General features: G+C 58.8%; 8 protein-coding genes. 6 read left to right on the forward strand and 2 right to left on the reverse strand.

Features of this window, described 5'->3' with window-relative positions; all coding sequences use genetic code 11:
- Positions 1–208: 208 nt before the first annotated feature.
- Entirely contained in the window at positions 209–535 is a 327-nt protein-coding gene (locus RCJ00_RS00080) for an antibiotic biosynthesis monooxygenase family protein (RefSeq protein WP_316219558.1), read from the reverse strand.
- Positions 532–1,509: a transcriptional regulator FtrA gene (ftrA, locus tag RCJ00_RS00085; RefSeq protein ID WP_316219559.1), complete on the reverse strand. Its 978-nt coding sequence runs from the start codon at positions 1,507–1,509 to the stop codon at positions 532–534. Before ftrA ends, RCJ00_RS00080 begins: the two co-directional genes overlap by 4 nt.
- A gap of 432 nt (positions 1,510–1,941) precedes the next feature.
- Between ftrA and rplJ the strand changes: the two genes are divergently transcribed.
- From rplJ to RCJ00_RS00115, 6 genes are all read left to right on the forward strand, one after another.
- Positions 1,942–2,454 (forward strand): 50S ribosomal protein L10, encoded by a 513-nt coding sequence (gene rplJ, locus RCJ00_RS00090; RefSeq protein ID WP_023459006.1) that lies wholly within the window; start codon positions 1,942–1,944, stop codon positions 2,452–2,454.
- A 43-nt stretch (positions 2,455–2,497) separates the two neighbouring features.
- On the forward strand, positions 2,498–2,881 hold the full coding sequence (gene rplL, locus RCJ00_RS00095; RefSeq protein WP_316219560.1) for a 50S ribosomal protein L7/L12: 384 nt from the start codon (positions 2,498–2,500) through the stop codon (positions 2,879–2,881).
- 369 nt (positions 2,882–3,250) lie between these two features.
- Complete coding sequence (gene rpoB, locus RCJ00_RS00100; RefSeq protein WP_316219561.1) at positions 3,251–7,324, forward strand: DNA-directed RNA polymerase subunit beta; 4,074 nt, start codon at positions 3,251–3,253, stop codon at positions 7,322–7,324.
- Between the two features lie 86 nt (positions 7,325–7,410).
- Positions 7,411–11,598, forward strand: coding sequence for a DNA-directed RNA polymerase subunit beta' (rpoC, locus tag RCJ00_RS00105; RefSeq protein WP_023459009.1), 4,188 nt, complete (start codon positions 7,411–7,413; stop codon positions 11,596–11,598).
- Between the two features lie 223 nt (positions 11,599–11,821).
- Positions 11,822–12,766, forward strand: a complete 945-nt coding sequence (locus tag RCJ00_RS00110) for an alpha/beta fold hydrolase (RefSeq protein ID WP_316219562.1) — start codon at positions 11,822–11,824, stop codon at positions 12,764–12,766.
- Positions 12,767–12,890: 124 nt separating this feature from the next.
- Positions 12,891–14,018 carry a catalase family protein gene (locus RCJ00_RS00115; RefSeq protein ID WP_316219563.1) on the forward strand — a complete coding sequence of 376 codons (1,128 nt, stop codon included), beginning with the start codon at positions 12,891–12,893 and terminating at the stop codon, positions 14,016–14,018.
- Positions 14,019–14,066: the final 48 nt, after the last annotated feature.

Below are 14,066 nucleotides of genomic sequence, written 5' to 3' on the forward strand. Positions count from 1 at the left end.
TGCGAGCCAAACGGTCTTGGCTTCTATCGAATACTCAGGTGAAGCTGTATGTCCTGTAATAATAACTTCAGGCTATAAGTTTATCTGAGTGAACTTCCTCTCCGGGTTGCCGCAGCTCAGGTAATGCGGGGGAAGATGTAGGCGCATCTTCCCCTATTTAATTACTCGGCTTAAAGGAACGCGTGACGATACTGGCTATCGCTTACCCCTATTTGCGCAGGCCATAGGCCCGCTCGACGCGCGCGATCCGGACTTCGTAATGTTCATACCACATATCTCGACCGGCTTTTTGCGCAGCCATGTGGTCAACAACGCGTTTCCAGTTGCGGATGGCGTCCTCATTTTCCCAGAATGAATTGGTAATTCCGAAGCCGTCGGCGCCGCGCACGCTTTCAACGCCGAGATAGCCAGGCTGTTTGGCGGCCAATTCAATCATGCGTGTCGACATATCGCTATAGCCCCATTCTTCCTGGGTGCGTTGCGAACTGAAAGTGACGACATAGTAGGGCGGGGCGGGCAGGGTGGCAAAGGTCATGCGGAGGCTCGGCTGAAGGTCTGACGGTAGGCGGTTGGGGTGGTGTTGAGATGTTCGCGGAAATGGTGGCGCAAATTGGTCGGGCTGCCGAAGCCGGTATGCTCGGCGATCCGCTCGATGCTGATGTCGCTGGTTTCCAGGTGATCCTTTGCCTCACTCAGGCGGACATGCAGCAGCCATTTGGCCGGCGTCATACCTGTGGCTTCACCGAAGCGCCTGAGGAAGGTGCGCTCGCTCATGCCAGCGCGACGGGCAAGGTCAGGAATGCGGTGTTCCTTGTGCAAATGTGTACGCATGTAGTCGAGCAGTGGCCCCAGGCGATCGCTCTCGTAATGGGTCGGTACGCTGCGTTCGATGAATTGCGCCTGACCGCCGTCACGATGGGGTGGCACCACAAGACGGCGTGCGACGGTATTGGCGGCGGCAGGACCGAAATCACGACGGATAAGATGCAGGCACAGGTCGATACCGGCGGCACTGCCTGCCGATGTCATGATCTGGCCTTCGTCGATGTAGAGGACATCGGGGACGACGTCGATATCGGGATAGAGCGTTTTGAGCTGCTCGGTATATTTCCAATGGGTCGTGGCACGCAGCCCTTTCAAAAGGCCGCTTGCCGCCAGTACGAAGACACCCGAACAGATGGTTAGGATACGGGCGCCGCGCCGTTTGGCGGCGATTAGCATGTCGGTCACTTCATGTGGAACCGGCCGATCTATGGGCCAGCCAGGCACAATCACGGTTCCAGCGCCCTCAAAAACGGACATCCCGCCGTCGACGTGGATTTTTAATCCGGCCGTCGTCTGCGCCGGTTGACAATCCAGGCCGCCCACCGCGAACTGATACCAGTTCGGCCCCATTTCTGGGCGGTCGAGGCCAAACAATTCAACCGCGATGCTGAACTCGAACAATGGCATGCCGTCGAAGGCGAGGAGCGCCACATTACGATTGGGGAGGGAGGATGGATTTGGCATGATTCTGTCTTTAGGCGTCAATTCTGCCATCTTCAAGGGCGAAAAGGGCCTTTTGGGGAGGTTGGCCGGGCAAGGTTGGCCCCCGTCATTGGCGGATATACGGAAAAATGTACGCTCAGCCTTGATATTTGTATGCTTTGCCTGTAATAGGCGCGCCTCGGCTTGAAGGAAGCGATTCCTTCGTGTCGTTCTGTCCGAGACCTTCGGGGATCAGGGGCCACCTGATCCATAATGTGCGAGAGCCCTTGCACGCCGAATTGAGACGGGACGCGAACCGCCAAACAGAATTCCCGTGCCGCCTTAAAAGGTCGCGCGTCTCTGTGGTGATCAGCATCTCATCTGGACAGTAACCTTCACGTTCCATTCGGGACGCGAAGGCTTTTGTTTGTTCTGCGGGTTTTCCGCAGGACGTCACCCCCATGGAGGCCAGCAATGGACCGCGCAAAAAAGGCCGAGTCGATCGAAGAGCTGAAAAGCGTCTTCGCAAACTCCGGCGCCGTGGTTGTTACCCAGTATACGGGTATGACCTTTGTGGAAATGTCTGAACTTCGCAACCGCCTCCGTAAGGAAGGCGCCGTTGTGAAGGTGTTCAAGAACCGTCTGGCTCAAAAGGCCCTGGATGGCAAGGTCGGCGAAAAGGGCGATGCCCTGTTCAAAGGCCCGGTCGCCCTGGTCTATTCGGCCGATCCGGTTGTTGCCGCCAAGGTTTCCGTCCAGTACGCCAAAGAAAATGACAAGCTCAAGATCATTGGCGGCATCATGGACACGGAAGTCCTGACCGAAGCCGGCGTCAAGTCGCTTGCGACCCTGCCGTCTCTGGACCAGCTGCGTGGCAAGCTTATCGGCCTGCTGCAAGCCCCGGCGACCAAGATCGCTGGTGTTCTGCAAGCTCCGGCCGGCGCCGTGGCCCGCGTCATCGGCGCGTACGCTGCCGCGAACGCCTAATCAGACCCTTTCACTCAATACACTCATCTTTTAAGGAAATCACATGTCTAAGTTGGAAAAGCTGGTCGAAGACCTGTCCGCCCTGTCCGTCCTGGAAGCCGCTGAGCTCTCCAAGCTGCTCGAAGAAAAGTGGGGCGTTTCCGCCGCTGCTCCGGTTGCCGTCGCGGCTGCCGCTCCGGTCGGCGCTGCTCCGGCCGAAGCCGCCGAAGAGCAAACCGAGTTCACCGTTGTCCTGACCGACGGCGGCGACAAGAAGATCAACGTGATCAAGGAAATCCGTGGCATCCGCTCCGACCTCGGTCTGAAGGAAGCCAAGGACCTGGTCGAAGGCGCTCCGCAGAACGTTAAGGAAAACATCTCGAAGCAAGAAGCCGCCGACATCAAGAAGAAGCTGGAAGACGCCGGCGCCAAGGTCGAAGTTAAGTAATTTCGGCTTTAGCCAACGTCTAAAAAATTCAGGCCCGGAGGTTCGCTTCCGGGCCTGTTTTTTATACAAACCAAAATAATTGATGTCGCCCCTTTACATGTGGCGGCAACGGGCGTATGTGACGCTCCCCCATAGGGCGTATTGCGCCTTGTTTTGGGGCCCGAATGCCGGTCTTATGCTCTTTCTACCGGCGAAGGGTTTGATCCGAATCTACGGATCATCACACAGCGTCTTTGGCTACCCAGCCATAAAAGAGCAGGCGCAAGGCAAATTTTTCGGTCGAAAACCGGCCCAAACCCAACCCTTCGCGCGCAGTTTACTCTGCATAATTTTGATCACAATCAGGCGTTTATAACGCAAGGAAAAACGATGGCCTTATCGTTCACCCAGAAGAAGCGGATTCGTAAGTCTTTCGGCCGCATCCCCGAAGCTATCCGTATGCCCAACCTCATCGAGGTGCAGCGCTCGTCGTATGAGCAGTTCCTGCAACGCGATGTCCGTCCGGCCAACCGCATCGATGACGGTCTGGAAGCGGTTTTCAAATCCGTTTTCCCGGTGAAAGACTTCAACGAGCGCGCCACGCTCGAATATGTCTCTTACGAGTTCGAAGAGCCTAAATATGATGTCGAGGAATGCATCCAGCGTGACATCACCTATGCTGCGCCGCTGAAGGTCAAGCTGCGCCTGATCGTTTTTGAATCCGACGAAGAAACCGGCGCCCGTTCCGTCAAGGACATCAAGGAGCAGGACGTCTATATGGGCGATATCCCGCTCATGACCGACAAGGGTACCTTTGTCGTCAACGGCACCGAGCGCGTCATCGTTTCGCAGATGCACCGGTCTCCGGGCGTCTTCTTCGACCACGACAAGGGCAAGACCCATTCGTCGGGCAAGCTGCTGTTTGGCGCGCGCGTCATTCCGTACCGCGGTTCGTGGCTCGACTTCGAATTCGACGCCAAGGACATGGTCTATGTCCGTATCGACCGTCGCCGCAAGCTGCCGGCAACCTCGTTCCTCTATGCCCTGGGCATGGACGGCGAAGAAATCCTGACGACCTTCTACGATGTTGTGCCGTACGAAAAGCGCGAAGCCGGTTGGGTCACGCCTTACAAGTTCGAACGCTGGCGCGGTGTGAAGCCGGAATTTGACCTGATCGATGCCGATTCCGGCGAAGTGGTCGCTCAGGCAGGCACCAAGATTTCCGCCCGCGCCGCCAAGAAGCTCGCTGACACCGTCAAGTCTCTGCTGCTGAGCCAGGACGCCCTGGTTGGCCGTTACCTGGCGCGCGACGCCGTCAATTACGAGAACGGCGAAATCTACGCCGAAGCCGGTGACGAGCTTGATGCCGCCGCCGTCAAGACGCTGGAAGAAAACGGCTTCACCACGGTGGACGTGCTCGACATCGACCACGTGACTGTTGGACCGTACATGCGTTCAACCCTGCGCGTCGACAAGAACAACTCGCGCGAAGACGCTCTGTTCGACATCTATCGCGTTATGCGTCCGGGCGAGCCGCCCACGATCGAAGCCGCAGACGCCATGTTCAACTCGTTGTTCTTCGAGCTGGAGCGCTACGACCTGTCGAGCGTTGGCCGCGTCAAGATGAACATGCGCCTGGAACAGGAAGTCGCTGACACTGAGCGCGTTCTGCGCAAGGACGACATCCTGAAGATCCTCAAGATCCTAGTCGGTCTGCGGGATGGTCGCGGTGAAATCGACGATATCGACAATCTCGGCAACCGCCGTGTGCGTTCGGTCGGCGAATTGCTGGAAAACCAGTACCGCGTTGGTCTGCTGCGTATGGAGCGCGCCATCAAGGAGCGTATGTCGTCGGTCGATATCGACACCGTCATGCCGCATGACCTGATCAACGCCAAGCCCGCCGCCGCCGCTGTCCGCGAATTCTTTGGTTCGTCGCAGCTGTCGCAGTTCATGGACCAAACCAACCCGTTGTCGGAAATCACGCACAAGCGTCGCCTTTCGGCGCTTGGGCCTGGCGGTCTGACTCGCGAACGTGCAGGCTTCGAAGTCCGCGACGTTCACCCGACCCACTATGGCCGTATCTGCCCGATTGAAACGCCGGAAGGCCCGAACATCGGCCTGATTAACTCGTTGGCCACCCATGCCCGGGTCAACAAGTACGGCTTTATCGAAAGCCCTTATCGCAAGGTTGTGGACGGCCAGGCTCAGGAAGAGGTCGTCTATATGTCGGCCATGGAAGAGTCCAAGCACGTCATCGCCCAGGCCAACATCACCATGAAGGATGGCCACATCGTTGATGACCTGGTTCAGGGTCGCGTCAATGGTGAACCGGGCCTGCAACAGGCCTCGACCGTCGATTATATGGACGTGTCGCCGAAGCAGGTTGTTTCTGTCGCCGCAGCGCTCATCCCGTTCCTTGAAAACGATGACGCCAACCGCGCTCTGATGGGATCGAACATGCAGCGTCAGGCCGTTCCGCTCGTTAAGGCGGATGCGCCTTTCGTCGGTACCGGCATGGAAGAAGTGGTTGCCCGCGATTCCGGCGCTACGGTCGCCGCCCGCCGCACCGGCGTGGTCGAGCAGATCGACGGTACGCGTATCGTTGTCCGCGCGACGGAAGAAAGCGATCCGAACAAGCCGGGCGTCGATATTTATCGCCTGTCGAAGTTCCAGCGCTCCAACCAGAACACCTGTATCAACCAGCGCCCGCTCGTTCGCGTGGGTGACAAGGTGGCTGCCGGTGACATCATCGCCGACGGCCCGTCGACCGACCTCGGCGATCTGGCCCTGGGCCGCAACGTTCGCGTCGCCTTCATGCCGTGGAACGGGTACAACTTCGAAGACTCGATCCTGATTTCTGAGCGTATCGTTCGCGATGACATCTTCACCTCTATCCACCTGGAAGAGTTTGAAGTCATGGCCCGCGATACCAAGCTTGGGCCTGAAGAAATCACCCGCGACATTCCGAACGTCGGTGAAGAAGCCCTACGTAACCTCGACGAAGCCGGCATCGTCGCCATTGGCGCCGAAGTCCAGCCGGGCGATATCCTGGTTGGCAAGGTGACGCCGAAGGGTGAAAGCCCGATGACGCCGGAAGAAAAGCTTCTGCGCGCCATCTTCGGCGAAAAGGCTTCCGACGTGCGCGATACCTCGCTGCGTCTGCCGCCGGGCGTTGCCGGTACAATCGTCGAAGTCCGTGTCTTTAACCGTCACGGCGTTGAAAAGGACGAACGCGCTCAGGCTATCGAGCGCGCCGAAATTGAACGTCTCGGCAAGGACCGCGACGACGAACTGTCGATCCTGGAGCGCAACATCTACGGTCGTCTGAAGGAACTGCTGCTCGGCAAGGTCGCCGTGTCCGGTCCGAAGGGCATGGGCCGTGGCGAAGTCACCGAGGAAAAGCTGGCCGAGGTCTCCAAGGGCCTGTGGTGGCAGGTTGCCCTCGAAGACGAAAAGATCATGGCCGAACAGGAAGCCATGAAGCGCCAGTTCGAAGACGCCCGCAAGCGTCTGGACCGCCGTTTCGAGGACAAGGTCGAAAAGCTGCAACGCGGTGATGAACTGCCCCCGGGCGTCATGAAGATGGTCAAGGTGTTCGTGGCGGTGAAGCGCAAGCTGCAACCGGGCGACAAGATGGCCGGCCGTCACGGCAACAAGGGGGTTATCTCCAAGATTCTCCCGGTCGAAGACATGCCGTTCCTGGCCGATGGCGAACACGTCGACATCGTTCTGAACCCGCTGGGCGTGCCTTCGCGCATGAACGTCGGTCAGATCTTCGAAACCCACCTGGGTTGGGCCTGCGCCAATATCGGCAAGCAGATCGCGGCGTTGCTGGAAGACTGGCAACATGGCGGTCAGAAGCAGGCACTGATCGACCATCTGCAAGGCGTCTATGGCAAGGATCAGGAGCTTCCGGAGACGGATGAAGAACTGATGGACCTGGCCCGGAACCTGTCGCGCGGCGTGCCGATCGCGACCCCGGTATTCGACGGTGCGCATATCAGCGACATCGAAGACATGCTTGAGTTTGCCGGTCTCGATCGTTCGGGCCAATCGATCCTGTTCGATGGTCAGACGGGTGAGCAGTTCAAGCGTCCGGTCACCGTGGGCATCATCTACATGCTGAAGCTCCACCACTTGGTCGACGACAAGATCCACGCCCGCTCCATCGGGCCATACTCGCTCGTTACCCAGCAACCGCTGGGCGGCAAGGCGCAGTTTGGTGGTCAGCGCTTCGGGGAAATGGAAGTCTGGGCTCTGGAAGCGTATGGCGCCGCCTACACGCTGCAGGAAATGCTCACCGTCAAGTCGGACGACGTGGCGGGCCGCACCAAGGTTTACGAAGCGATCGTCCGCGGCGACGACAGCTTCGAAGCCGGTATCCCGGAAAGCTTCAACGTTTTGATCAAGGAAATGCGTTCCTTGGGTCTGAATGTCGAGCTGGAAAACGGGCAGGGCTAAGCGAGCCGGGGAGGGCGCAAATCCTCCCCTGATCCCTTAACCGCATTGAATTTTTTACGGGCCTCGCCCAAATTGGAGTCACTGGAATGAACCAGGAAGTCCTGAATATCTTCAACCCGGTCCAGGTCGCCCCGACCTTCGACCAGATCCGCATCACCCTGGCGTCGCCGGAAAAGATCCTGTCGTGGTCGTTCGGCGAGATCAAGAAGCCGGAAACCATCAACTATCGTACCTTCAAGCCGGAACGTGACGGCCTGTTCTGCGCCCGTATCTTTGGCCCGACCAAGGATTACGAATGCCTGTGCGGCAAGTACAAGCGCATGAAGTACAAGGGCATCATCTGCGAAAAGTGCGGCGTCGAAGTGACGTTGTCGCGCGTTCGCCGTGAGCGCATGGGTCATATCGAGCTGGCCTCGCCGGTCGCTCACATCTGGTTCCTGAAGTCGCTTCCGTCGCGTATCGCCATGATCCTCGACATGGCCTTGAAGGACGTCGAGCGCGTTCTGTACTTTGAAAACTACATCGTCACCGAGCCCGGCCTGACCTCGCTGAAGCAGCACCAGTTGCTGTCGGAAGACGAATATTACCGTTGCCAGGAAGAATTCGGCGATGACAGCTTTACCGCTGAAATCGGCGCCGAAGCCGTGCGCAACATGCTCATCGCCATGAACCTCGCCGAGATTGCCGAGAAGATCCGCAGTGATCTGGTCGACAACACCTCGGAAATGAAGGGCAAGAAGCTCTCCAAGCGCCTGAAGCTGATCGAAAACTTCATGGAATCCGGCAACCGCCCGGAATGGATGATCTTGACGGTTGTGCCGGTCATTCCGCCTGAACTGCGTCCTCTGGTTCCGCTCGATGGCGGTCGCTTCGCCACGTCCGACCTCAACGACCTCTATCGCCGCGTCATCAACCGGAACAACCGTTTGAAGCGCCTGATGGAACTGCGCGCGCCGGACATCATCATCCGCAACGAAAAGCGCATGTTGCAGGAATCGGTTGACGCCCTGTTCGATAACGGTCGCCGTGGTCGCGTCATCACCGGCGCCAATAAACGTCCGCTGAAGTCGCTGGCCGATATGCTGAAGGGCAAGCAAGGCCGCTTCCGTCAGAACCTGCTTGGCAAGCGCGTCGACTATTCCGGTCGTTCGGTTATCACCGTCGGTCCGGAACTGAAGCTGCACGAGTGCGGCATTCCGAAGAAGATGGCTCTGGAACTGTTCAAGCCATTCATCTACGCCCGTCTCGATGCCAAGGGTCTGTCCGGTACGGTCAAGCAATCCAAGCGCATGGTCGAGCGTGAGCAGCCGCAAGTGTGGGATATCCTCGAAGAGGTCATCCGCGAACACCCGGTCATGCTTAACCGCGCTCCGACCCTTCACCGTCTCGGCATTCAGGCGTTCGAGCCCAAGCTGATCGAAGGCAAGGCCATCCAGTTGCATCCGCTCGTCTGTTCGGCCTTCAACGCCGACTTCGACGGTGACCAGATGGCCGTCCACGTGCCGCTGTCGCTCGAAGCTCAGCTTGAAGCGCGCGTCCTGATGATGTCGACCAACAACATCCTGTCGCCCGCCAACGGTCGCCCGATCATTGTCCCGTCGCAAGATATCGTCCTCGGCCTCTACTACCTCTCTCTGGTGAAGGACGGCGAAATCGGCGAAGGCATGATCTTCTGCGATCTCAACGAAATCCAGCAGGCGCTGGACTCGAAGGCCGTGTCCATGCACGCTAAGATCAAGTGCCGCTTCACCCAGAAGGACGCCGATGGCGTTGTGCGCACCAAGGTCGTTGACACGACCCCGGGCCGCATGAAGATCGCCGCCTTGCTGCCGCATAACGAAAACATCGGCCTTAAGGTTCTGGACAAGACCCTGACCAAGAAGGAAATCGGCAACCTCATCGACATCGTCTACCGCCACTGCGGTCAGAAGGCGACGGTGATCTTCGCCGACCAGATGATGGCGCTGGGCTTCAAGGAAGCCGCCCGCGCCGGTATCTCCTTCGGCAAGGACGACATCGTTATCCCCGACACCAAGAAGGGCATCGTCGATGAGACCCGCCATCTGGTTGAGGAATACGAGCAGCAATACGCCGACGGTCTGATCACCAAGGGTGAAAAGTACAATAAGGTGGTTGATGCCTGGTCCAAGGCGACCGACCGCGTGTCGGACGAAATGATGAAGGAAATCAGCCGCAAACATACGGACGCCGATGGCCGCGAAAAGGAGATCAACTCGATCTACATGATGGCCAACTCCGGCGCCCGGGGTTCGCAGGCCCAGATGAAGCAGCTCGGCGGTATGCGCGGCCTGATGGCCAAGCCCGACGGCTCCATCATCGAAACGCCGATCATCTCGAACTTCAAGGAAGGCTTGTCGGTTCTGGAATACTTCAACTCGACCCACGGCGCTCGTAAGGGCCTCGCGGATACCGCGCTGAAGACCGCCAACTCCGGCTACCTGACCCGTCGTCTGGTCGACGTCGCTCAGGATTGTATCATCATGGAAACCGACTGCGGCACCACCAAGGGCATTACGCTCAAGGCGGTTGTTGAAGGCGGTGACGTGCTGGTCTCGCTCGGCCAACGTGTTCTGGGCCGTACCACGGCTGAGGACATCAAGGACGTGGCGACCCAGGAAGTCGTGATCGAAGCCGACACCTATATCGACGAAAATGTGGTGGACCTCATCGACGCCGCCGGCGTGCAATCGGTCAAGGTACGCTCCGTCCTGACCTGTGAAGCCGAGCTGGGCGCCTGTGCGGCCTGTTATGGTCGTGACCTGGCCCGCGGCACCCGTGTCAATATGGGTGAAGCGGTTGGTGTCATCGCGGCTCAGTCGATCGGTGAACCCGGCACTCAGCTGACCATGCGTACCTTCCACATCGGCGGTACCGCCCAGGTCGCCGAACAGTCGTTCTACGAAACGACGTCGGATGGCGTGGTCAAGTTGTCGACGGCTCCGACGGTCAAGGGCTCGCATGGCGATCTGATCTCCATGTCGCGTAACCTGATCATCACCATCCATCACGATGGCAAGGATCGCGAAACCTACAAGGTGCCGTACGGCTCACGCCTGCGCGTCACCGCAGGCGCGACGGTCAAGAAGGGCCAGCGTCTGGTGGAATGGGATCCGTATACCACGCCGATTATCACGGAAGTCGGCGGTAAGGTTCGCTACGAAGACCTGAACGAAGGTCAGACGGTGCGTGAGGAAACCGACGAAGCGACCGGTATCTCGAACCGTGTCGTGGTCGATTACCGCGCGTCCAAGGGCGCTGAATTGCGTCCGAGCATGGGTATCACCGATGATGCCGGTGCGTACAAGAAGCTGACCAACGGCGGTGACGCCCGTTATCATCTGCCGGTCGGAGCCATTCTCTCCGTCGGTAATGGTGACGAGGTCAAGCCGGGTGACATCGTCGCCCGTATCCCAACCGAAGGCGCCAAGACCCGTGACATCACCGGTGGTCTGCCGCGCGTCGCCGAACTCTTCGAAGCCCGCCGTCCGAAGGATTGCGCTGTCATCGCCGAAATGGATGGCCGCGTTGAATTTGGTCGCGACTACAAGAACAAGCGCCGCATCAAGATCACGCCGGAGGGCGAGGGCGAAGCCGTCGAATTCCTGATCCCGAAGGGCAAGCATATCTCCGTCCATGACGGCGATTTTATCCAGAAGGGCGACTACATCATCGATGGCAACCCCGATCCGCACGATCTGCTGCGCATTCAGGGCGTTGAGGCGCTGGCCGAATATCTGGTCAACGAAGTGCAGGAAGTCTATCGCTTGCAAGGCGTGCCGATCAACGACAAGCACATCGAAGTCATCGTGCGTCAGATGCTGCAGAAGGTCGAAATCCTCGATGCTGGCGATACGGGCCTCATCAAGGGCGACCATCTCGATAAGGCGGAAGTCGATATCGAAAACGCCAAGGCTGAAAAGCGTGGCGGTCGGCCAACCCTGACCCAGCCCATCCTGCTGGGTATCACAAAGGCCTCGCTGCAGACCAAGTCGTTCATTTCGGCCGCATCCTTCCAGGAAACGACCCGCGTTCTGACCGAAGCCTCGGTTCAGGGCAAGATCGATACCCTGGACGGCCTGAAGGAAAACGTCATCGTCGGTCGTCTGATCCCGGCCGGTACCGGCGCCTATCTGCGTCAACTCCAGCGCGTCGCCATGAAGCGCGACGAGCAACTGTCGCATCAGCGCGAAGAGGCCATGGAGCCTCTGCCCGCTGAAGTGCTGCTTGAAGGACCTGTGGACGCCGGCGAATAAGCCGTCTTCAGAGACACCAATGATAAAGCCCCCGTGCCTTAGGTGCGGGGGCTTTTTTCATGTCTGAAATCTGTCCAATTGTTAACTGGTCACGACCAACCGCTCTTTATAGCTTCGGCGCATGACAAGGCTACGGTGTTACAGATTCGCATTTGCTCTCGCTGCCGCCTGCCTGGGCCTCGCCGGTTGCAGACCGGAGACGGCGCCAGCGGCTGAGCACGCCGTGGCTGAGGGACTGGAAACACCCCGCCCTTCAGGGCCGTTTGGTGTTGGTGTCGTTGAACGCGATGGCCGTTGGTTGATTTACTATCCAGCGGAAATGAATCTCACCGCGCAAGCGGCACCAGCCCTGCCTAAGGACTACGCCGCTGACTTGAAGCGCCGGTTCGGGTCATTGGTCTCGCAGGCATTGGAAGCGGGCAAAGGGTTCGCTGTGGCCAATGCGCGTCCCGCGACGGGTGCGCGGCCGGTGATCGTGTTCGCACCCGGTTGGCATATGATGGCTCAGGACTATCGCGCGGTACTGGAGGATATTGCGAGCCGCGGCTACGTTATTGTGGCGCTGGAGAGGCTGCCGGAAAGCCAGACACCGCCTTACACTGCCACGGCGCGAGCGCTTACGGAAGGCCGGGCGCTTGCAGCCAGTGTCGCCGCCGACCGTCTGGATTGGCTAAATACGGCCATCGATTCTCAAAAGGTTGTCCTTATGGGGCACTCGGTTGGCGGTGCGGCTGCCGTGCTGGCGGCAAGCGCCGACTCGACGGTAAAGGGCGCGGTCAATCTCGACGGGGATTATGCGGATGAGGCCGCATCAGCCCGGCCCACCGTCCCTATGCTGTATATGCTCAGTTACGCCCCGGACGAAGCGGCGTCCAGTGTTGCCCGCCGGGCTGAGGCCTGGCGTCGGGTGAAAGCGAAATCATCTGCGCCGCTCGCCCTGCAAATCCAAGGCTTTCGCCATTTGAATTTTCTCGATGCTGCGCTTCTGGCCGAGCAGGTGCCACTCAAAACCCGGGCCAGTGGTTTCGGCTATTATATTCCCGCCGCCGGGCTACGAATGACGGCGGACCTTGTCGCAGCCTTTTGCGACGAATACGCGAACGGTAAAGATTGGGCCTTGGCACAAAAGCGCGTGCACTGGCGCGACGCGGTTCCCCTGGCAAATTAAAGCGCGGACCGGATCGATTTTTTACGCCGAGTAGCGCCACCTTACCGGTTCACGACAGGCGGCAGGTTCCGCCGGAATGAGCTGCTGCCCACTTGCGGGCAGCCGCCGTGAATAGGAACACAGCATGGACCCGGTTATCTACACACCCGATATGGAACACAGCATCGAGGACGAAGCGGAGATCAACGCCCAGCTTGCCGATACCTTACTGAAGATCAGCAAACGGACTGAGGCCGACGGGTTTCATGGCCTGCGCAGCGTTCATGCCAAGAGCCACGCCTTGCTGGTGGGTGAGCTTGAGGTCGCCACCGATCTACCGCCGCATCTCGCGCAGGGACTTTTCGGTCATGCAGGAACCTATCCGGTAATGATGCGGTTTTCGACGACACCCGGCGACATTCTGCCCGACAGCGTGTCAACCCCGCGTGGCCTGGCCATCAAGGTGGTGGGGGTCGATGGGGCACGCCTTCCTGGTTCCGAAGGCGATATGACGCAGGATTTTGTCATGGTCAACGGCCCGGCATTCCAGACATCCAATGCCAAATCATTCCTCAATAGCCTGAAATTGCTGGCGGCTACGACGGACAAGGCCGAAGGTGCCAAAGTAGCGTTGTCCGCCGTTATGCGCGGCACTGAAAAAGTCATCGAGACGTTCGGTGGCAAGAGTGCCTTGGTTCGCGGCCTCGGCGGAGAACCCGCCAGCCACCCGGCCGGCGAAACCTACTACACTGGCGTGCCGATCCTTTATGGCCGGTACATTGCCAAGCTTCAGGTCGTGCCGGTATCGGAAAACCTGACCATGCTGGCCGATCAGCCGATCGATATTACCCATGGCCAGACGCCCATCCGTGATGCCATGATCGAACATTTCGCGCTGTATGGCGGTGAATGGGAGGTACGGGTTCAACTCTGTACCAATCTCGACACCATGCCGGTCGAAGACGCGGCGAAGGTATGGCCGGAAGACCAAAGCCCCTATGTCACGGTCGCCAGGCTACGCGTGAAGTCTCAGACGGCCTGGAGCGAAGAACGATCCCAGGCCGTAGACCACGGCATGTCGTTTTCGCCGTGGCATGGACTTGCGGCGCATCGTCCCTTGGGCTCGATCATGCGGTTGCGGAAGTCTGCTTACGAAGCCTCGGTGCAGTTCCGGTCGGCGCATTCTGGGCATCCGGTTGCTGAACCCCGGTCACTGGACAACCTGTTTACGGACGAGCAGGTGTCGGAGTTGACAGACGTTTATTATCCCTGACCGCTTGACTCCGTGTAACCTATAAGTTACCTATAACCTATAGGTTAC

This window comes from Asticcacaulis aquihabitans (genome assembly GCF_032490435.1).
In the GTDB taxonomy this organism is placed as follows: Bacteria; Pseudomonadota; Alphaproteobacteria; order Caulobacterales; family Caulobacteraceae; genus Asticcacaulis.

What these genes read in the sequence shown, in the direction of transcription:
- RCJ00_RS00115 (WP_316219563.1), top strand. Translation starts at nt 12,891, where the DNA reads ATGGACCCGGTTATCTACACACCCGATATGGAACACAGCATCGAGGAC.
- rpoB (WP_316219561.1), top strand. Translation starts at nt 3,251, where the DNA reads ATGGCCTTATCGTTCACCCAGAAGAAGCGGATTCGTAAGTCTTTCGGC.
- RCJ00_RS00080 (WP_316219558.1), bottom strand. Translation starts at nt 535, where the DNA reads ATGACCTTTGCCACCCTGCCCGCCCCGCCCTACTATGTCGTCACTTTC.
- rpoC (WP_023459009.1), top strand. Translation starts at nt 7,411, where the DNA reads ATGAACCAGGAAGTCCTGAATATCTTCAACCCGGTCCAGGTCGCCCCG.
- rplL (WP_316219560.1), top strand. Translation starts at nt 2,498, where the DNA reads ATGTCTAAGTTGGAAAAGCTGGTCGAAGACCTGTCCGCCCTGTCCGTC.
- ftrA (WP_316219559.1), bottom strand. Translation starts at nt 1,509, where the DNA reads ATGCCAAATCCATCCTCCCTCCCCAATCGTAATGTGGCGCTCCTCGCC.
- rplJ (WP_023459006.1), top strand. Translation starts at nt 1,942, where the DNA reads ATGGACCGCGCAAAAAAGGCCGAGTCGATCGAAGAGCTGAAAAGCGTC.